Source organism: Micromonospora rhizosphaerae (genome assembly GCF_900091465.1).
GTDB lineage: Bacteria > Actinomycetota > Actinomycetes > Mycobacteriales > Micromonosporaceae > Micromonospora > Micromonospora rhizosphaerae.
This window is the reverse complement of sequence record NZ_FMHV01000002.1, coordinates 5,449,128-5,468,952: the sequence shown is the minus strand read 5'-3', so window position 1 is coordinate 5,468,952 and position 19,825 is coordinate 5,449,128. Positions and strand designations below refer to the sequence as shown.

Here is a 19,825-nt window from a genome sequence, read left to right as displayed (position 1 = left end):
AAGCAGCCGGCACAATTTGGGCCGGCCCGCCCGGAGAAGGGTGTGCGGTTGCTGGGCCTCGCTTGAACGCCGAGATCAGGCTAATTCCGCCAGTCGTGCTACGACCTGCTCGTCGGCCAGTTGCTGCGCGAACTCCACCGGGTGTCGGTCGGGCATCGTCTGCACCTCGGTCACGCCGAGCGCCGCGTACTCTGCCACCTCGGCCACGAACGCGTCGACGTCAGCCAGGGGTGGACGCATGACGAGCACTGTCTTTTCGATGCTGCCGTAGTCCCGGCCTTCGGCGGCACAATGCTCCCGCAGCACGTCGAGCTTGTGCGCAACCTCGGGCGGGCTGTTGCCGAACAGGTTGCACGCGTCGGCGTAGCGGGCCACGAGCCGCAGGGTCTTCTTCTCGCCGCTGCCACCGATCATGATCGGTGGATGCGGTCGGCTGATCGGGGCCGGCATGCTCAGCGTCTCAGCCAGCTGGTAGTACCTGCCGTCGAACCGGCCGTTGTTGTCGCTCCACATCTGCAAGCAGATCTGCAATGTTTCCTCGAGCCGTTCGAAGCGCTCCCTGACTGGCACGATCGGTACGCCCAGGCCGCGCTGCTCGCGGTCGTACCACGACGCGCCGATGCCGAGCCGGGTCCGCCCGCCGGAGAGCACGTCGAGAGTGGTGACAATCTTGGCGAGGAGGCCGGGGTAGCGGTACATCACCCCGGTGACGAGGACACCCAGTGTCATCCGTTCAGTCTTCGCGGCCACATAGCCCAGAGTCGTGTAGGCCTCGAGCATCGGCTCATCTGCCGACGTCGTGAACTCCATCTGGAAGTAGTGGTCCATGACGGTGAACGCGGAGACACCGGCCTCCTCCGAGATCCGAGCGGTTTCCGCCAGGGTCGGAGCCATCTCCGACGGGTGGGCGGGCGTGGAGAAGTTCCAGTAGTGCAGACCTAGTCTCATCGCCCATCCTTCCATTCCGTGCGCGGGCAATTGACATTGTGGCGGGTGGCTAGCTCTTGCGCCGCCCATCCCGTCCATACGAAGGAGTACGGGGCGGCCAGACAGAGGGCGAGACCAGCAGGGGCGGCAGATGGTGCAGCCAACAGGCATCGGCAGCAGCGGCCGCACCTGCGCCGCCGGCTGGACGCGGTCGAGGCGGCAGGCCGGGACACCGACGGCTGACGCCAAGCCCCCGCCGCCCGCTGCCTCGGCCGCCAGCGGTGGCCCGCGCGCCGCCGACGGCGTCAGGCCGCGCGGCGGGCGCGTTCCTCGGCGACCAGTTGCCGGGTGACCGGGACGACCTCCGCGGCGAACAGCTCGATCGCCGCCGGGTCGTCGGCGGCGAGGATGAAGGCGCTCACCCCGTGCTCCAGGGTCAGCCCGGCGAGGTCCTCCGCCCACTGCTCGGGCGGGCCGTTGAGCAGCGACCGGCCGGTCGATGCGAACTGGCCGCCGATGTTGAGCAGCCGCCGGACCTGCGCGGGCTCCCGGCCGGCCGCCGCGGCGCCCTCGTCGATGAGCGCGTTCATCTGCGTCAGGTCGGCCGGCCCGCCCTGGAGGTACTGGAGGGTGGGCAGCCAACCGTCGGCCACCCGCCCGGTGAGCCGCAGCATCCTCGGCTTGTACGCGCCGATCCAGACGTTCACGTCGTGGGCCGGGGCGGGTCCCCGCTTGGCGCCGTGGACCCGGTAGTATTCGCCGTCGACGCGTACGCCGCCGGGCTTGCCGGCGGCCCAGATCTCGCGGACGACCCGGATCGCCTCCTCCAGCGCGTCGACCGCCTGGCCGGGGCTGAGCCGACGGCCGCCCATCGCCTCGATGGCGTCCCAGAACCCGCCCGCGCCGATGCCCAGCTCGAACCGGCCGCCGCTGAGCAGGTCGAGGCTGGCCGCGCTGCGGGCCAGCACGGCCGGCTGCCGCAGTGGCAGGTTGAGGACGTTGCCGCTGAGGTGGATCCGCTCGGTGCGCGCGGCCACATAGCTCAGCAGGGTCCAGGTGTCGTGGAACCGCGGCTGATACGGGTGGTCCTGGAAGGTGACCAGGTCGAGCCCGGCCCGTTCGGCCGTTACGGCCAGGTCGACGGCGTGCCGGACGGGCTGGGCGGTGGGCGTGACGAAGGCTCCGAACAGCAGGTCGTGCCCGTAGTCGGTCATGGCGTGGTCCTCGATGCGGTGTCGGGTGTGATGAGGAAGTTGTCGCGGAACAGACCGTCCGGGTCGTACCGCTTCTTCAGCGTGCGCGACCGGGCCAGGGTGCGGGGCGGGAACGCCTCGGCGAGGCGCTCCGGCCGTAGGTCGGTCTCGAAGCTGAGATAGGTGCCGTGCAGGTAGGGGGCCAAGAGGTCGTCCCACCGCGCGTCCAGCCGGCCGCGGTGCCGCCCGAACGCGGTGACGTGGAAGTTCACCGCCCGGTGGCGCCACGCCATGGCGTCCGGGTCGACGTCGGTGACCGCGCCGCCGACCGACCGGATGTGAAAGAAGTAGACGACGCCGCCGGCCAGCAGGGCGGGCGGCGGCCTCGGCGAACGCGGGCGTGAGGTGCTCGATCAGGCCAGTGCGGGAGATCGGTTCGCCCTGCGCCTGGTGCGGGCCGTCGCTGGCGTTCGCCATCACCGAGGCGTACGAGGTGAGCACCACCGACTGGTCGTAGCCCGGGGCGATGTCGGCGACCGGCTGGAGCTGGGCCACGATCGTGGCCGGGTCGTCCGAGTCGACCATCGCCATCACGTGGGCCACCGGCGGCTGACCCAGCCGGGGCGGGCCCATGATGATCGCGCTGGTGAGGTCGCGCGGCGCGGCCTCGACCGCGGCGGCCCACTTGACCATCAGGTCGGCCGGGTCGCTCGCGTCGAGGACGAACTGGGCCCAGCCGACCGGCCCGACCTCGTCGACCTCGAACTCGAACGCGGTTGGATTCGGGCATCTCCGAGTCCGACTTCGAGATGCTCGCCGCCCTCGCCGGCGCCCCGGACCACGCCATGCGGGCCCGGACGCTCCGGGCCGAGCTCCAGTGGGAGAAGAGCCGGCTCGCCCACCAGATCCGTCGGATGGAGCAGCGGGGCCTGGTCGTCCGGGAGGCGTGCCTGGAGGACGGCCGGGCACCCACGGTCCGGCTCACCGACGCAGGCCTGGCTGGCATCCGGTCTGCCGCGCCCGCCCACGCCGCCCGGCTCCGCGAGCTGTTCTTCGACGCGCTCACCGGCCCAGGTCGACGCCCTGCACGAGGCGAGCAGGGCGGTGCTGGCCCGGCTGCACCAAACCTGCCCGGCCGAGGCGCCATGACCACCGCCCCGGGAAGCGGTTGGAGCCGCGAACCACGGCCGGCCGCTGCGGACGGGAGCAGCCGCCGGGCACTTGGGCCCGTCTTCAAAGAGTCACAACCATTGCAGGAACGCGGCGACGGCGACCGTGGCCTGGCACGAGGTCGCTGTCTTGTCGTAGCGGATGGCGGTTGCGGCACTGCTTGAGGCGGTTGAAGCAGCGCCCCACGACGTTGCGGTGCTTGTAGAGCTGCTTTTCGAAAACCGGCGGCCGGCCGCCGCGACTGCCGCGTCGGCGGCGGTAGGCCTGCTGGTCAGCGCCGGCGGCGGTCGTGGCAACGGTCAGGAGACCGCAGCCTGCACCAGCTCGACGAGCTTCTTCTCTACCACTGGGCTCCACTTTTGGAGCGCGTACGACACCGGCCACAGGTTCCGTCGTCCAGGTTGGCCGCGACCTGGAAGCCCAGGGTCGGGTACCGGTACCCGGCGTGGTGGTCGCAGTAGGTACCGCCGGGGGGTCATGTCGGCGTGTCGAGCGCAGGGTTAGTCGTCGGGTTCTGCTCTAGATTGCGGGCCTGGTCTGCCACGACGGCCAGGAAGGCCGCGAGCGCGGGGGCTGCGGGGCCGTCTCGAAGGACAGCGACCAGTCGACGTCCGAGCTTCTCCTCGGCGATGTCACGGATCGCAAGGGCTGGGTCTGCTGCGGGCAGTGTCAGCGCCGGCAGTAGCGCGACGGCTCCGGTGGTGCGCACGAGTTCGAGCTGGACGTCCGCGTCGCTGGACCGGTGCCGTACGTCGGGTTCGTAGCCGCCGATGGACCGGCAGCTTCCCACGACCATGTCGTGATGGCCGGTGCCCGCGTCGGAGGCTACCCAGACCTCTTCCCGCAGCGTGGACAATGCGATGGGTCCGCCATGCTTGGCCAGCCGATGCCCGGGTGACAGGACCAGTTTCAGTGGCTCCTCGTGCAGGAGCGTGAACCGCAGCCCTGCCGGCCGGGGGCGTGGGTGACCGTCGTACTCGTCGCTGATCACCAGGTCGACCGCTCCGAGCCGCAGTCCTGGTAACGCCTGTTCGAGTTCGAGCTCGGAGACCTCGGTGCGTACGTGCGGGTGCTCGACCATCATGCGTGCCACTGCGGGAACCAGCAGGCGACGAGCCGCTGACTGCAGACCGCCGGCGCGCACGGTGCCCCGCACCTCACCGGCCAGTGCGGCCAGGTCCGCTGACGCCGCCTCGGCTGCTGTCAGCAGGACCCGGGCGTGCTGTGCGAGCAGACGCCCGGCGTCGGTGAGCCGCACACCACGGCCGGCCTTCTCGAGCAGGCGCGCGCCTACCTCCTTCTCCAGAACGCTCAACTGCTGGGACACCGAGGAAGGGCTGTAGCCGAGAGCCAAGGCCACCGCGCCCAGGGTCCCTCGTTCCTCGAGCTCGCGGAGCAGACGGAGCCGACGAAGATCCAGCGTTACCATGCAGAAATACTAACGAATCAGGTCCACATATCGTCACTAGACCTGGAGTGTGCGGGCGCCGATGCTCTAGGACATGGGTCCCGCACTGTGCCTTCTGTCAGCCGCGTGCTTCGGCGCCATGGCGATCTTCGGGAAGCTCGCGTACGCCGCGGGCGTCTCGCCTGAAGCGCTGCTCTTGGCGCGCTTCGGCTTTGCCGCCGGCCTGCTGGCGATGCTGCTGCTCCTGCGACCGGGTCTGCGGCGCGACCCTGCGAGCCCAGACCGAAGGACGGGTCCCGCTCGAGTGACCCTGGGTCTGCTGGTGACGGCCCTCGGCCTGGGCGCCGTCGGGTACGCCACCCAGGCGTCCCTGTATTTCGCGGCCTTGGAGGTGATGGACGCCTCGCTGCTGTCCCTGGTCTTCTACACATACCCGCTGCTGGTCACCCTCACGGCTGTCCTGCTGGGCCGGGACCGCCTGACACCCGGCCGCTGCGCCGCACTGGTGGCCGCCTCCTGCGGGACGCTGCTCGTCCTCCTCGGTACCGGCGGTGTGGACTTCCACCCGCTCGGGGCGACCCTGGCGTTCGGCGCCGCTGTCACTTACACGGTCTACATCCTCGTTGCTGACACCGTCGTGCACCGGCTGCCACCGGTGATGCTGTCCGCGCTGGTGATGGCAGGGGCCGCCTTCACCCTGGGCGCACGCGCCATCGTGAGGGGCGGGGTCGACCTCAGCTTCGGGCTGCGGGGATGGTTCTGGCTCGCGTGCATCGCGGTCGTCTCCACCGTCTTGGCGATGCTGACCTTCTTCGCCGGCCTGCGGCGGACGGGCCCTTCGACTGCAGCCATCCTGTCGACGTTCGAACCGGTCGTCACCACGGCGCTGGCGGCGCTCACGCTCGACGAGATCCTCACCTCCGTGCAGATAACGGGTGGCCTGCTCGTCCTGTCGTCCGTGGCCGCCCTGCAGGTGCAACGGACACACCCCGGACACCGCGGCGCAGTGCCACACCGGGTGCCGAACCGACCCGACCTCGACAACCCGAAACAGCCGGTCTCGATCAGCTAGAAAAAGCGCCAGCAGGCATGTCCAGGCGTTCACACGCCTCCCGACCTGACGGACTTGATCACAGCACGACCAGGTCTCGATCCGATCGCCGCGACGAAAGGGAGGACCCGTGAAAGCGATCGTAGTCGAGGAGTTCGGAGGCCCCGACGTCCTTCGGGAGGTCGAGGTCAAGCAACCCGAGCCGGAACCGCATCGGGCGCTGGTGAGAGTCACTGTCTCCGGGGTCAGCTTCCTCGACGTATACCAGCGAACCGGCGCCACCCCGCTGCGGACGCCCTTCCGCGCGGGCGTCGAGGGGTCGGGACTGTCGCGGCTGTGGGAGTTGGAGTAACGGACCTCGTTCCTGGGCAGCGTGTCGGATGGCGGTCTCGGGGTCGGGGCAGCTTCTCGGAGTCCACCGTGGACGCTGAAAGGGCTGTGCCCGTGCCGGACGACATCGATGACGAGACTGCCGCCGCCTGCCTCATGCAGGGCATCACCGCGCACCACCCACCACCGACACCTACCGGCTGTGGGACATCGACACAGTCATCCGCCGTACGGTCCTGGTGACCATTCTGGCACGGCGGTCGGGCGAAGCACCGGATCGGACGCGCTCCTCGCGGTGGTCGCGACGGCCGACGACGGTGACTTCCTCGAGGAGGACGTGTACGCGGACTGGAGTGTCCCACTGCCGGAGGAGGCTCGGGAGGCGTACCTCTCAGTGACTCGCGCACTCGCCGAACTCGCGGAGTCGGCCGGCGACCCGGTGTCCGCCGCGCATCACTGGCAACGCCTCCTTGAATGCGACCCGTGGAACACGCCGGGGCCCTGGGGCTGGCGCGTGGCCTGGCGAGTCAGGGCCGTCATGGCGAGGCACGCCGCCGCTACCGGACCTGCGTCGCCCGGATGCACGAACTCGGCCTGACGGCAGAGCCGTTTCCCCGCCCCTAATTCGCCTCAAAGGCGCGCCGGCATGGTTGCTGCAGCCGTGCCGGTCACGGCTGATCAATTCGAGGGAGGCGACCATGAGCAAAAGGTGAAGGACCTTAACCGCACCCAAACGCGGATCGACAAGCTCAAAACGCGGCTTCGATCAGGACGATCTACGCCTGCGAGTCGCCTAGCACGTCCTAATCAGAAGGAGAAGATCATGCGCAAGGCCACGCTGATCGCGCTGCGATTGATCGTCCTGGCTACGGCGTCGTCGGCCCTGACGTTGGAAGCCGGTGTGGCGCGGGCGGACCCGGCGCCCCCGCCGATCACCACGCCGCCCGCGGCCAGTGCCACGCGACCACCGGCGGAGGCGATCGTCGACGTGGTTGAACCCATTGAACCGTGCAGCGACTGGTCCTTGCAGAGCACATACGGAGATACATGGCCGACAGATTCCACGTGGTGGGAGTACACCTGCAGATTCCATGGCATTAGCGAACCCGAGGCGGATGTCCGGATCGATTACTACTACTGGGACAGCACGCAGGCGAAGAGTGTGTACTACGGCCAACGGTTCCTCACGTGGGATTGGTGGTACGGCTCCGGGTTTTGCCTGTACTGGTGGAACCAGGCCACAAACCAGTGGTACGGACCGTACGGGTGCGCCGAGAGCACCACGCCTCCCACGGCCAGCCTCACCGTCAGCTGCTCGTGGCTGAGCTGTAGCTTCGACGCCAGCGCCTCGAGTGACAGCGACGGGACCATCCAGGGTTACAGCTGGGACTTCGGCGACGGCGCCACCTTCGGCAGCGACACGAGCGCAGCCACCCACACGTACCCTGCGGCCGGCACTTACACCGTGCGACTGGAGGTGATCGACGACGCCGGGGCCTTCGATAATGTCGCCCAGGCCGTTACGGTCGCCGCTCCGCCGAATGCGCCTCCGACCGCCAGCTTCACCTTGGCCTGCTCCGGATTGAGCTGCAGCTTCGACGGCGCGTCGTCGGCCGACAGCGATGGCACGATCACCACGTACGGCTGGACCTTCGGTGACGGCAGCAGTGGCAACGGTGTGAACGCCCAGCACGTCTACACCCAGTCGGGCAGCTACCCGGTGACACTGACCGTGACCGACAACGCCGACGCCACCGGCGCCGACACGCAGACTGTTACGGTCGTCGCCCCGCCGAACGCGCCCCCCACGGCCAGTTCCACCGTCAGCTGCTCCGGGCTGAGCTGTAGCTTCGACGGCGCAGGATCGGCCGACAGCGACGGCGCGATCACCACGTACCGTTGGAACTTCGGCGACGGTACCAGTGGCAACGGTGTGAGTATCGAGCACGTCTACGCGCAATTGGGCAGCTACCCGGTGACGCTGACGGTGACCGACAACGCCGGCGCCACCACCACGACAGCCAAAGCCGTCACCCTCATCGGCCTTACGGCCCGGGGTTACAAGGTCAGGGGTGTCGAGAAGGTTGACCTGTCGTGGAACGAATCTGGCGCGAGCTTCGACGTCTACCGTAACGGCGCGAAGATCGCCACCGTGGCGGGCAGCGGCTACACCGACATCATCGGTAAGTCCGGCCCGGGCAGCTACACGTACCAGGTCTGCCAGGCGACCACCGCGATCTGCTCCAACCAGGTGACGGTCACGTCTTGACGTAGTCCGTCCTCAACGCCTACGTCGAGCGGATTCGCACAGCGTAGGTGTCCCATCTCATCCCGATATCTCCGGGAAGGAGCATCCCATGCAAAAGGTGGCCCTGGTCCCGCTCGCGGCGCTGATGCTGGCCGTCACTCCGGCCAGTGCGGGCGCCAGCACTGGACCGACGAACACGAACGGGCAAGTGGCCGGGGCGTGCGATCCCGCCAAATCGCCTTGCTTCCGCCTAGAGTCGACGATCGCCTTCACCAGCACTCGCGACAACCCAACCGCCAGCCAAGCTGCTGCCATTGAGATCTACCTGATGAGCCCCGACCCTGTCACCCCGAACGTCCGGCGCTTGACGTACAACACCGACGGCGATGCCTTTCCGGCGTTGTCGCCGGACGGAAAGGAGATCGTCTTCGACAGCAACCGGAACCGTGCCGAGGGAGAGCCTGTCAACACCTCGGACCTGTTCCTCATGAACACCGACGGCACCCAGCAGACGCTGCTGACGCGGGGCAGTTCCGCCACCTGGTCGCCGGACAGCAAGAACATGGCGTTCCACGCCTCGGCGTCCGGTACCGGGACGCCGATCAGAACCGACCCGGGCTCGGCAACGACAGACAGCGATATCTTCGTGGCCAATGTGGACGATCTTCTGACGGGTGTCGAGCAGCCGAGGAACATCACGAACAGCCCGGACAAGATCGACGATGACCCGGACTGGTCACCCGATGGGCACAGCATCGCCTTCACAAGCCACGATGTGACCGACGATCCCCGCGCTTCCAATACCGCGGAGATCTACGCCCTCAACGCCGATGGGACAGGCATGCCGGAGCGCCTGACGTACAACAACGAGGAGGAGCGAGGGCCTGCCTGGTCCCCGGACGGCACGCGGATCGTGTTCAGTTGCAGGGCCGGCGGCGGCACGGCCGACTTCGAGATCTGCGTGATTCACGCGGATGGCAGCGGCCTAGTACAGCTGACCGACAACTCCGTTCCCGACTTGACGGCTACCTGGTCGGCGGATGGACAGCAGATCGTGTTCCACAGGCTCGTGGTCGGCCAGGGACTCCAGCTGTTCGTAATGACCCCGGACGGCACGGGCCAGACACAACTGAGCTTCCCTCCAGGGATCAACTTGTTCGCGAACTGGGGCGAGCTCAGGGTCCGCGACCAGGACGCCTCACAGTAGCGGCATCAAGGCGTCCATCCGGCAAGGGGACGGGATGGACGCGGGCTGGCCGTGGACATCTCCCCGGGCATGCGAGTGCCCGGGCACTGTGGCCGCGGCGCGCCACCGCCATGTCGGAGCACCGCCGTCAGCTGGGGAGTCGCATGTTCCAGCCACAGCGTCGCAAGCACCTCGTGACCGCGCTGACTTGGGTGCACGCCGTCGGGCGCGAGGCCGGCTGCGTCGCCGACGGCGTTGAGGGCCATGTCCGCCGGCACGAGCGCCGCGCCATACTCCCGCGCGAGGCTCCGCACGATCGCGATTTTCGGCTCGAGGTCGTCGCGCCAGCCGATCTGCTCCGCCCGCACCGGGAGCAGAAAGGGCTCGACGAGCACGAGTCCGACGCGGTTGGCGGCGAGCGGCTCGAGCAGCGCGTGATAGTTCGCCTCGAAGTCCGCCGCCGGGGTCGGGTCGTCGCTGTCGTAGCGTCGCCAGGTGTCGTTGACGCCGACGAGTACGCTCACCAGCGCCGGTCGCGCCGCCAGCACGTCTCGGTCCCACCTCTCGCGGAGATCGCGGCTCCGATCGCCGCTGATCCCGCGGTTGAGCAAGTGCGCCCGGCCCCCCAGGGCCTCGGCGATCCGGAGGACGTATCCGTCTCCGAGCCCGGCTGGGTCTTCACGCCGCCCGCAGTCAGTGACGCTGTCGCCGGCGAAGAGGATGGTCGGCTCGTTCATGAGATCCCTCCAATGTCGATGAGCATCGCCTGCTGCGAATTGAGCGTCGGCATGGGAACGCCGGCCCGCGAGCACGGCGCCGGAGAGTTCGATCGGGTCCGTGGACGGCTACAGGACGATTACTTGACGCTGTAAATTAATCATGTTTACTCTGTCGCGGCAAGCGCAGGACGAGATCGGGCATCTCGCCGTCGAGCACTGCGCGACAGGTCGAACATGCGGGAGCAGGAAGACCAATGGCGCTCTTGGAATCAACGGCTCGCGGAACGCGGCAGTTCATCCCCGGTCTGTCGACCGAGACCGAGGAGGCGTACTCCCTGCCGCCGCTCACCCTCGCGCTGGTGGTGTTCAAGCAGTCGTCGCGCATCGTCAACTCCATCGGCTTCTCGGGGATCAAGTGATGGCCGAGACGCTCCGCCTCGCCTGGCGGCAACCCGCACGCGAGTGGGTGCAGGCCACGCCCCTCGGCAACGGCCGCATCGGCGCGATGGTCTTTGGCGGCGCTCAGACCCGCATCCAGGTCAACGACGCGACCATCTGGTCGGGCCACCCCGACGGGCCGGCCGACGCGCTTGCCGATCTCGTTGCGGGCGGATCCGGACCCGAACGCCTCGCCGGAATCCGATCGGCGATCGACACCTCAGACCTCCGACGCGCCGAAGCCCTCCTGATGAGTTTCGAGGGTCCGTACTCCCAGGAGTTCCTGCCGTTCGTCGACCTGGAGCTCGAGACGCGCGGCGCGGCCGTCGCGAAAGGCCGGGCCGCCCGCATCCTCGACCTCGACGAGGCGCACGTGACCGAATCGCTCGAGATCGACGGCACCGGCGCCACGCGCCGCACCTTCGTCTCCGCGCCCGCCGGTTGCCTGTTCGTCGAGTACCTCGCCGACCGGCCGGTGCTCGACGTCGACATACGCCTGTCGACGCGCCTGCGCGAGGCGGGACGCGACATCGCCGCGACAGGCATCACCCTCGACGTGGTCGCGCCGATCGACGGTGCCCCCCTGCACGAAAGGGCGGTGGAGCCAGCTCATCGCTACCTCTCCCGTGAAGCCGACGGCTTCGACCACTTCGGGGCCGCCGCGCTCGCGGTGCGAAGCGACGGAACCGAGGGTTCCGCTGGCGACACCCTGCGGATCCGCGGGGCGAGCCGACTGCTGATCGCTCTTTCGACGTCGAGCAGGGCCGGACTGTGGTGGGCCGACCCTGACGGCGCTGGCTGGCGGAGCTCGTCCCGCGAGGAGATCCGGGAGCGCGCGCGCTCGAACGCGACGGCCGCCCTGCGGCAGACGGCGCACGAGCGGTTCTCGGAGCATCTCGCCGACGTGCGGGACCATGCCTCGGGGGCGCGTTTCGCGATCGGCGGTCGGCGCGCCGGCACCTGGGACCTCGAGCGCGACATCCTCCACGGCGACGACGAGGGCCTCCGGGCGACCGTGCTCGCCGAGTACGGCCGCTACCTGCTCGCAGCGTCGTCGCGCTCAGGCAACCCCGCCGCGAACCTGCAGGGGATCTGGAACGACGAGCTCAGACCGCCGTGGTCGTCCAACTACACGATCAACATCAACACGCAGATGAACTACTGGGCGGCACCAGTGGTCGGACTCGACGACTCGACCGAGCCGCTGACCGCACTCGTGCGGCGAATCGCGAGCACCGGCTCCGACGTCGCGGCCCGCCTCTACGGTGCCCGCGGCTGGGTCGCCCACCACAACAGCGACCTCTGGGGCTGGAGCCTGCCGGTCGGCATGGGTCATGGCGCCCCGAGCTGGGCGATCTGGATGATGGGCGGCGTCTGGCTCACCCACAACCTCTGGGACCGCTACGAGTTCACCGGCGACCGCAAGCTGCTCGAGCACACCGTATGGCCGCTCATGCGCGGGGCAGCGCTGTTCTGCCTCGACTGGCTCGTCGACGACCCCGCGACCGGCCGGCTGCGCACCATCCCGTCGACCTCGCCCGAGAACCTGTTCGTCGGCCCCGATGGACGGCCCGAAGCGCTCAGCGTCTCGACGACGATGGACATCGCCCTCATCCGAGCGCTGTTCGAGCGTGCCCGCTCGGCCATCGCCGTGCTCGGCCTCGACGACCCGCTCGACGTCGACCTCGCCGCCGCCCTCGAACGGCTCCCCGAACTCGAGGCCGGCCCCGACGGCCGGCTGCGCGAATGGTCGACGGATGTCGCGGACGAGGACCCGCACCATCGGCACCTGTCTCCGCTCGTCGCGCTCTACCCGCTCGATCTCATCGACCCCGTCCGCACGCCCGAGCTCGCCGAGGCGGCGCGCCGGTTCCTCGACGCCCGCGGACCTGGGGCGATGGGCTGGTCGTGGGCGTGGAAGATCGCGCTCCGAGCCCGGCTAGGCGACGCCGCCGAAGCCCGAGCACTACTGCTCGAGGCGATCACCGCATTCGACCGCGACCACCGCCGGCTCGCCCCCGTCGACGGATCCGAGTGGGGCGGGCTCCTGCCGAACCTGTTCAGCACGCACCCGCCGTTCCAGATCGACGGCAATTACGGCTTCACGGCGGCGATCGCCGAGATGCTTGTGCAGAGCCACCACGGCCGTATCCGGCTGCTGCCCGCACTGCCCGCGGAATGGCCCGGCGGCCGGGTAGTGGGGTTGCGCGCTCGCGGCGGACTCGAGGTCGACCTGGCGTGGGCCGACAACGCCGTCGACAGCGCCGTGATCCGCGACGTCCGCGGCGCCCCGCACCGGATCGTCGTCGAGCACGGCGACCGGCTGCTCGAACTCGAGCTCCCGGCACACGGCGAGGTCACGCTACGGCCCTCCGATCACCCCGCGCCGACCTGGACAACGCATCTTCGCCGACAGCGTCAGGGTCATCGACGAACCCGCCGGACTTCGCCGCCGAGCGCATGAACTCCAGCTGCAGCGGCACGGTCAACTGGTGGACCTGGGACGAGCGCCAGGCCGCCTCGTAGCAGAAGTGCCTGCCCGGCTTGCAGAAGGCCAACCCGGCATCACCGTCAAGATCTCCCAGTACGCCGTGGACGACTTCACGAAGCTCACCGCCGGCTTCGTCCCGGGCGCGGCGCCCGACGCATTCCAGAACAGACTCCTGGGCGTGGTGATCCCACAGTCACACCTCCTGGTGGGGCGGGTGGTGCCGGCGGCGACACTCCGGCCGGGGTGGAATTGACGCCGGATTCAGGAAGCGACGAGCGCCTGGATGCTTACCGTGGCCGCTCCACGTGCCCACTCCTCGAAGGGCAGCGAGCGGATGGACAACGGGCACTGGGCGGCGGCGCCGAAGGCCTGGCGTTCGAAGCCCGCGCGGATGTGTGGCTCGAACAGGTCGTAGGCGGCCAGGCCTTCGCCGGACACGACGATCCGGGCCGGTCCGACCAGGTTCGCGACCGCGGCGATGCCGCAGCCGATCGCATTTCCGGCGCGGGCGAAGACGGCGCCGACGCGCTCATCGCCGCGGCGCGCCAGGGCCACCGCTTCGTCGAAGGTGAGGTCCGGCCGGCTGGAGCGTTCCCGGGCCTGTCCGACGATGGCATCGGTGCCGGCGATGGCCTCCACGCAGCCGCGGCCGCCGCAGTGGCAGGTGGGGCCGTTCGCGTCGATGCCGATGTGGCCGATCTCGCCGGCGACGCCGTGCGAGCCGGAGACGAGCCGGCCGCCTATGACCAGGCCACAGCCGATGCCGGTGCCCACGGTGACGAGGGCGAACGACTCCGCGCCCACGCCCTCGCCGAACCAGTGTTCGGCGGTGGTCAGCGCCTTCACGTCGTTCTCGACCGTGACGGTGAGCCCGGTGAGCTTTTCCGCGCGTTCGCGCAGCGGCACGTTGTGCCAGCGCAGAAATGGCGAGTACCGGACCAGGCCGGTGGTGGGGTCCACGTCGCCGGAGACGGCGAGTCCCAGTCGGCGGGTCCGCGCCCGGTAGCCGCCGGGGCTGTCGAGCAGCTCGTCGACGAGGTGGCCGAGCTCGGTGAGGACGGCCTCGACGTCGGGGTCGGTCAGCGGCCGGTGGATCGCGGTGCGTACCTGCGCGCACAGATCGCAGACGACGCCGATCAGCTCGTCAGCGGTGATCTTCACGCCGACGAAGAACTCGCGGTCGGCCCGGACTGCCAGCGGGCTGGCCGGCCGTCCGGCACCCGGTCCCGTACGCTCGGTCGCGGCCAGTTCGTGCAGGTAGCCCATCTCGATGAGTGGCCGTGCGGCCTTGGTGACGGCGGCGGAGGACAGCCCGAGCCGGCGAGCGAGCCTGACCCGACTGATTGGTCCTTCGGTCAGCACCGCGGTGAACACGGCGGTTACCGCGGGCGCGACCATGTCCGCCTGGTGATACATGGCCCCAAACCTAGGCCTAATATTTAACTTCGTCAAGTATTTCGGCCGTCGGAAATCCTAGTCTCGGCGGCACTCATCCGCCCGTCACCGCCCTGCCTCGTCGCCCGTCTGCACCGGAAAGGCACAGCGTGGCCCTGTTCGATCCACCCCTCGCCGAGCTGCTCACGCACCGCCCGGAGCGCGTCGAGCCGCATGACTTCGACGCGTTCTGGCGGGCGACGCTGTCCGACGCGGCGCGGCACGAGCTGAAACCGGAGTTCACCGCGTACGACGCGTTGCTGCCTGGGGTGCGGGTGCAGGACGCGCGGTTCAGCGGCTACGAGGGACAGCGGGTGGCTGCCTGGTTCCTCCCCCCTGCGATAGTGGCCGGGCCGCTGCCGTGCGTCGTGCAGTTCATCGGCTACGGCGGCGGCCGGGGCCGGCCCCACGAGTGGCTGCTGTGGCCGGCGGCCGGGTACTGCCACCGAGATCACCGACGCTCACCCGTATCAGGAGCTGGCCGACTTCTGCGCGACGAACCGTGACCGGATCGAGCAGGTGTTCCGCACGCTGGCCTACTTCGACGGCGTCAACTTCGCGGCGCGAGCCACCGCACCGGCGCTCTACTCGGTGGCGTTGATGGACGACGTCTGCCCACCGTCGGCCGTGTTCGCCGCGTACAACCACTACGCGGGCCCGAAGGAGCTTCAGGTCTGGCCGTACAACAGGCATGGGGGCGGCGCGAGGTTCCAGCCGCCGATCCAGTTGCGCTGGCTGCGCGACCTGATGGCGTGACGGGTGCAGGTTCAGCGGGTCACGGCCCGCCCCGAACCTGAACCGTGGATCTGGCCTCGACCTCTGACTCAGCCCAACGGCCGCAGGTGGACGAGCGCGCTGGCGTGGTCGCCTGACGGCAGGTTCAGGGGTAGGCCGGAACGGAGCAACATCGCACCCTGGTACGTCGCCCCCGTGTCGGTGTCCCGGTACACCGCCTCGGGCCGCACCGCGGCCAGCGGCAACGGGGCGGTTGCGTGGCCGTACGGGCGGGTCGGGCACCAGGCGAGTACCACGTGCTCGTCGCCATGGGCATACTGCACCGCGGTCAGCGTGCCGTCACCGCGCAGCCGGTACGCCGTACCGTGCTGAACGACCGGCCGGATGCGCTTGTACGCGGCGATCAGCTCGACGGCCTCCTTGAGCTCGTCCTCGGTCCATGCGGTGAGGTCGCCGCCGATGCCCAGAACGCCGGCCATGGCGACGTGGAACCGGAACCGCAGCGGGGTCTCCCGGGCGGTGGCTGGGTTCGGGCTGTCGGTGACCCAGGCGCCCATGACCTGGGCCGGGTAGAGCTGGCTGAAGCCGTGCTGGATGTTGATCCGGTCGGCCGGGTCCGTGTTGTCCGACGTCCACACCTGGTCGGTACGGGAGAGGATGCCCAGGTCGGCCCGCCCTCCACCGCCGGCGCACGCCTCGATGCGCAGGCCCGGGTGGTCGGCCCGCAGCCGGTCCATGATCCGGTAGACCGCGCGCGTGTGCTCGATCCACAGCCGGTCGGGATCGTCGTGCCCGGGCCACCCGGCCTCGGTGAACGCCCGGTTGGCGTCCCACTTCAGGAAGTCGATGTCGTGTTCGGCCACCAGCCGGTCGAGCCAGGCGTGGGTCCACCCGGCCGTGTCCGGCCGGGCGAGGTTGAGTACCAGCTGGTTGCGCAGCTCGGTGCGGTCACGGTTGGTCATGTGCAGCACCCAGTCTGGGTGCGCCCGGTAGAGGTCGCTGTCCGGGTTGACCATCTCCGGTTCCACCCACAGGCCGAAGCGCATGCCGAGCCGCCGCACCTCCGCTGCGAGCGGGCGCAGCCCGTTGGGAAATCGGACCCGGTTGGGCACCCAGTCGCCGAGGCCCACGTGGTCGCCGGTGCGGGCACCGAACCAGCCGTCGTCCATCACGAACAGCTCGATGCCGAGGCTCGCGGCGCGCTCCGCCAGGGCCATCTGGCCGGCCTCGTCCACGTCGAACCCGGTCGCCTCCCACGAGTTGTAGAGCACGGGTCGCGTCTCGTTCGGGTGGGACAGCACATGCCGGCACACGTACCCGTGCCAGGCACGGCTGGCGGCCCCGAAGCCGCCCGCCGTGTAGAGGCCGGCGAACACCGGGGTGTCCAGCGCCTCGCCGGGGTCCAGCGACCAGGTCAGGCCCTCATGGCCGAAGCCGCCCGTCCAGGTCGTGCGGCCGACCGGGTCCCGGTGCAAGGTGATTCGCCAGCTGCCGCTCCAGGCCAGCGCGGTGCTCCACACCTCGCCGTGCTCCTCGCCTGCGGTGCCGTCGTCGACGGCCAGCCAGGGATTGGCGTGGTGGCTGGTCAGCCCGCGCCGGCTGGTGAAGACCGTCTCGGCCACGGCGACGTCGGTGCGTCGGAGCTGGAACTCGCTGTTCCAGCCGCCGACGAGGTGACTCACCCGGTAGTCCGTCCGGTGCGGTGCCGCCCAGGCAGCGGAGTCGCAGCGCAGCACCGTGATCGGGGTGCGGTCGTCGTGGTTCTCGAGGGTCGTCCACCGCTCGATCACGTCGCTGTCGGCGGACACCCGGTAGTGCAGGGTGAGGGCCAGCGGGTAGTGCCGGTCGTGCAGTCGGATGCGCAGGTGGCCGCCGTCGACGTCGTGGCCGGCGTACCGCCACTGGACGCCGCGGGTGCCGTCGGCGAAGCGCACGAGCAGGCTGGGCGGTCCGAAGCGGGCGCCACCCTCCACCGCCAGCTCGTCCACCGCGGCCAACGCCTCGAAACTGCTCGCTGCCGGGGAAGTGCGCTCGGCAACCTTCACCGCCTCGGCCAGCGTCAGCATCGCTCCCCAGTGGACATGTCGCAGGCTGTCGTCCTCGGCGAGCCGGATGGCGTATGCGGTGGTCGGGCCGCACAACAGCCACAGGCGGTGATCGGGGTCGAACAGCACAGGGGGCATCAAGTCCTCGGCGGTGGTGGGCGACGGGCAGATGAGTGCCGCCGAGAGTAGGACTGACGTCGGCCTAAATCAATACTTGACGAAGTTAAATATTGAGCCTACGTTTCGGCCATGTTTCCCCGGACCGCCACCGGTCCAGCCGCAACCCCGACCCCCACCGGAGTCCGCGGTGAGTCTTCAGTCGCTTGTCGATCCTTGGCCCCACCCTCGTCAACCCGGCCGCCGGCCGGCCACATCGCAATCGGCATCACCCCCACCCATCAGTAGGAGGTGTGACTGTGAGGTCACCGTCACGCAGTCCCGGCCGGCCCGGCGGCAGGCACCTCGACGCCACCGACGACCTGTGGGTGGCCTGATGACGATCACCACGCCGCGCCCGAGTCCGCCTGATGGCGCGACCCGGCCGCGGGTCCGGTCCTCCCGGCGCGGGAACGCGCCCGCGCGCCGACGTAGCCGCTGGTCCGAGGCGAAGCGGTCCTGGCGCCTGCACTGGCAGCTGTACCTGCTGGTGATCGTGCCGGTGGCGTACTTCGTCATCTTCAAGTACATCCCGATCAGCTTCGCCGTCATCGCGTTCAAGGACTACAACGTCGTCGCGGGGCCCTGGGGCGGCGACTGGGTCGGGTTCAAGAACTTCGAGCTGTTCTTCAGCAACCCGGTCTTCGGCACGCTGCTGAAGAACACCTTCATCCTGGCGTTCTACCTGGTGCTGGCGAGCTTCCCGATCCCGATCATGCTGGCCATCGCGCTGAACGAGATCGGCAACGGCTGGTTCAAGCGCACGGTGCAGATGGTCACCTACGCGCCGTACTTTATCTCCACCGTCGTGGTGGTCTCGATGACGATCCTCGTCCTGTCGCCACGGCTCGGCATCGTGAATGACGGGCTCGGGCTGTTCGGGGCCGAGCCCATCAACTTCGTCGGCGACCCGAACTACTTCCGGCACATCTATGTCTGGTCCGACGTCTGGCAGACCACGGGCTACTCGGCCGTCATCTACATGGCCGCGCTCGCCGGCATCGATCCGGCGCTGCATGAGTCGGCCAAGATCGACGGCGCCAGCCGGCTGCAGCGGATCCGGCACATCGACCTGCCGGGAATCATGCCCACCGCGGTGATCGTCCTGATCCTCGGCGTGGGGAACATGATGGCGATCGGGTTCGAGAAGGCCTACCTACTGCAGAACGATCTGAACCTGGCGCAGTCGGAGATCATCCCGACCTACGTGTACAAGACCGGCCTGATCAACGCGGACTTCAGCATGGCGACCGCCATCGGCCTGTTCAACTCGGTGGTCAACCTCTGCCTGCTGCTGCTGGTCAACTTCGCCGCCAAGCGGATCACCGGGAACGGACTATGGCGATGAGCACGCTGACGACATCGAGGCTGTCCAGGCTGCGGCGCAAGCCGGCGGCCACGCAGAAGATCCGTGAGCCGTTCGGCGACCGCGTGTTCCTGGTCGTCGTCACGCTCATGCTTGCCGTGCTGCTGGCGCTGGTGCTGCTGCCGTTGATCTACATCGTCGCCAGCTCGTTCAGCAGCGCCCCCGCAGTCAGCGCAGGCCGGGTGACGTTCTGGCCGGTCGAGTTCTCGGTGCGCGCCTACCGGGTCGCCCTGAGCAACCCGCAGGTCCTGCAGGCGTACTACAACTCGCTGATCTACGCCGTCGCCGGCACCCTGATCAGCGTCACGCTGACCGTGGCCATCGCCTACCCGTTGTCGCGCAAGGCGTTCTTCGGGCGCAACGTGCTGATGACCGCCCTGATCTTCACCATGCTGTTCTCGGGCGGCCTGATCCCGACGTACATGGTGGTCCAGGACCTCGGCATGCTGAACACCCGCTGGGCGCTGCTGATCCCCAACGCGATCGGCGTCTGGCAGGTGATCATCGCGCGCACCTTCTTCGCCCACTCGATTCCGGACGAGCTCTATGAGGCGGCGACGCTGGACGGGGCGAGCGAGCTGCGGTTCCTCAGGTCGGTGGTGCTGCCGCTGTCGAAGCCGCTGCTGGCCGTCCTCGCACTGATGTACACGATCTACCAGTGGAACTCCTACTTCGACGCCCTGATCTACCTCAAGGATCCCGATCTGTATCCCCTGCAGATCGTGCTCCGGAACATGCTCCTCACCACGGTCAGACCCGGCGCCGGGGACCTGGCGCAGCAGCTCGAACAGCAACAGCTCGCCAACGTCCTGAAGTACGCCCTCATCGTCGTCTCGAGCCTGCCCGTACTGATCATCTACCCGTTCATCGCCCGCCACTTCACCAAGGGCGTGCTGGTCGGCGCCGTCAAGGGTTAGCAGTAACTCAC

18 protein-coding genes are annotated in these 19,825 nt (G+C 68.9%); 11 read left to right on the top strand and 7 right to left on the bottom strand.

Going from position 1 to position 19,825, the window contains the following annotated elements; translation table 11 throughout:
* Positions 1 to 75: 75 nt before the first annotated feature.
* The 3 genes from GA0070624_RS25695 to GA0070624_RS25685 form a co-directional block, all read right to left on the bottom strand.
* Positions 76 to 948: an LLM class F420-dependent oxidoreductase gene (locus GA0070624_RS25695; protein ID WP_091345458.1), complete on the bottom strand. Its 873-nt coding sequence runs from the start codon at positions 946 to 948 to the stop codon at positions 76 to 78.
* A 284-nt stretch (positions 949 to 1,232) separates the two neighbouring features.
* The gene (locus tag GA0070624_RS25690; RefSeq protein ID WP_091345456.1) at positions 1,233 to 2,141 is read right to left on the bottom strand and encodes an LLM class flavin-dependent oxidoreductase; all 909 of its coding nucleotides are present in this window, start codon (positions 2,139 to 2,141) and stop codon (positions 1,233 to 1,235) included.
* Positions 2,138 to 2,413: a hypothetical protein gene (locus GA0070624_RS25685; RefSeq protein ID WP_091345453.1), complete on the bottom strand. Its 276-nt coding sequence runs from the start codon at positions 2,411 to 2,413 to the stop codon at positions 2,138 to 2,140. Before GA0070624_RS25685 ends, GA0070624_RS25690 begins: the two co-directional genes overlap by 4 nt.
* 483 nt (positions 2,414 to 2,896) lie before the next feature.
* Here GA0070624_RS25685 and GA0070624_RS35370 point away from each other — a divergent pair, with 483 nt between their 5' ends.
* Positions 2,897 to 3,454, top strand: coding sequence for a MarR family winged helix-turn-helix transcriptional regulator (locus GA0070624_RS35370; RefSeq protein WP_218105301.1), 558 nt, complete (start codon positions 2,897 to 2,899; stop codon positions 3,452 to 3,454).
* Positions 3,455 to 3,765: 311 nt separating this feature from the next.
* Here GA0070624_RS35370 and GA0070624_RS25670 read toward each other — a convergent pair whose 3' ends face one another.
* Positions 3,766 to 4,719: a LysR family transcriptional regulator gene (locus GA0070624_RS25670; RefSeq protein ID WP_091345451.1), complete on the bottom strand. Its 954-nt coding sequence runs from the start codon at positions 4,717 to 4,719 to the stop codon at positions 3,766 to 3,768.
* Positions 4,720 to 4,792: 73 nt separating this feature from the next.
* Here GA0070624_RS25670 and GA0070624_RS25665 point away from each other — a divergent pair, with 73 nt between their 5' ends.
* The 4 genes from GA0070624_RS25665 (at position 4,793) to GA0070624_RS25645 (ending at position 9,534) form a co-directional block, all read left to right on the top strand.
* Positions 4,793 to 5,770 carry a DMT family transporter gene (locus GA0070624_RS25665; RefSeq protein WP_091345449.1) on the top strand — a complete coding sequence of 326 codons (978 nt, stop codon included), beginning with the start codon at positions 4,793 to 4,795 and terminating at the stop codon, positions 5,768 to 5,770.
* Positions 5,771 to 5,879: 109 nt separating this feature from the next.
* Positions 5,880 to 6,101: a hypothetical protein gene (locus GA0070624_RS25660; RefSeq protein ID WP_091345447.1), complete on the top strand. Its 222-nt coding sequence runs from the start codon at positions 5,880 to 5,882 to the stop codon at positions 6,099 to 6,101.
* Between the two features lie 801 nt (positions 6,102 to 6,902).
* Positions 6,903 to 8,348: a PKD domain-containing protein gene (locus GA0070624_RS25650; RefSeq protein WP_176731873.1), complete on the top strand. Its 1,446-nt coding sequence runs from the start codon at positions 6,903 to 6,905 to the stop codon at positions 8,346 to 8,348.
* Between the two features lie 88 nt (positions 8,349 to 8,436).
* Entirely contained in the window at positions 8,437 to 9,534 is a 1,098-nt protein-coding gene (locus GA0070624_RS25645; RefSeq protein ID WP_091345440.1) for a PD40 domain-containing protein, read from the top strand.
* Between the two features lie 5 nt (positions 9,535 to 9,539).
* Here the strand turns inward: GA0070624_RS25645 and GA0070624_RS25640 are convergent, their stop codons facing one another.
* Complete coding sequence (locus tag GA0070624_RS25640; RefSeq protein WP_091345437.1) at positions 9,540 to 10,250, bottom strand: SGNH/GDSL hydrolase family protein; 711 nt, start codon at positions 10,248 to 10,250, stop codon at positions 9,540 to 9,542.
* Positions 10,251 to 10,392: 142 nt separating this feature from the next.
* Here GA0070624_RS25640 and GA0070624_RS25635 point away from each other — a divergent pair, with 142 nt between their 5' ends.
* Both GA0070624_RS25635 and GA0070624_RS35015 read left to right on the top strand, forming a co-directional pair.
* A complete protein-coding gene (locus GA0070624_RS25635; protein WP_218105300.1) occupies positions 10,393 to 13,134 on the top strand; it encodes a glycosyl hydrolase family 95 catalytic domain-containing protein in 2,742 nt (913 codons plus the stop codon).
* Between the two features lie 67 nt (positions 13,135 to 13,201).
* Positions 13,202 to 13,414: a hypothetical protein gene (locus GA0070624_RS35015; RefSeq protein WP_176731872.1), complete on the top strand. Its 213-nt coding sequence runs from the start codon at positions 13,202 to 13,204 to the stop codon at positions 13,412 to 13,414.
* 8 nt (positions 13,415 to 13,422) lie between these two features.
* Here GA0070624_RS35015 and GA0070624_RS25630 read toward each other — a convergent pair whose 3' ends face one another.
* Entirely contained in the window at positions 13,423 to 14,577 is a 1,155-nt protein-coding gene (locus tag GA0070624_RS25630) for an ROK family transcriptional regulator (RefSeq protein WP_091345433.1), read from the bottom strand.
* A 128-nt stretch (positions 14,578 to 14,705) separates the two neighbouring features.
* Here GA0070624_RS25630 and GA0070624_RS36660 point away from each other — a divergent pair, with 128 nt between their 5' ends.
* The gene (locus GA0070624_RS36660; protein WP_342672755.1) at positions 14,706 to 15,101 is read left to right on the top strand and encodes an acetylxylan esterase; all 396 of its coding nucleotides are present in this window, start codon (positions 14,706 to 14,708) and stop codon (positions 15,099 to 15,101) included.
* On the top strand, positions 15,046 to 15,351 hold the full coding sequence (locus GA0070624_RS36655; protein ID WP_342672770.1) for an acetylxylan esterase: 306 nt from the start codon (positions 15,046 to 15,048) through the stop codon (positions 15,349 to 15,351). Before GA0070624_RS36660 ends, GA0070624_RS36655 begins: the two co-directional genes overlap by 56 nt.
* 68 nt (positions 15,352 to 15,419) lie before the next feature.
* Here the strand turns inward: GA0070624_RS36655 and GA0070624_RS25620 are convergent, their stop codons facing one another.
* Positions 15,420 to 17,513 (bottom strand): alpha-galactosidase, encoded by a 2,094-nt coding sequence (locus GA0070624_RS25620; protein ID WP_091345431.1) that lies wholly within the window; start codon positions 17,511 to 17,513, stop codon positions 15,420 to 15,422.
* 355 nt (positions 17,514 to 17,868) lie between these two features.
* Here GA0070624_RS25620 and GA0070624_RS25615 point away from each other — a divergent pair, with 355 nt between their 5' ends.
* Together GA0070624_RS25615 and GA0070624_RS25610 are read left to right on the top strand one after the other, a co-directional pair.
* Positions 17,869 to 18,879: an ABC transporter permease gene (locus GA0070624_RS25615; protein ID WP_091349786.1), complete on the top strand. Its 1,011-nt coding sequence runs from the start codon at positions 17,869 to 17,871 to the stop codon at positions 18,877 to 18,879.
* A complete protein-coding gene (locus GA0070624_RS25610; RefSeq protein ID WP_231929570.1) occupies positions 18,876 to 19,814 on the top strand; it encodes a carbohydrate ABC transporter permease in 939 nt (312 codons plus the stop codon). The genes GA0070624_RS25615 and GA0070624_RS25610 overlap by 4 nt, the downstream gene beginning before the upstream one ends.
* The last annotated feature ends 11 nt before the right edge of the window (positions 19,815 to 19,825 follow it).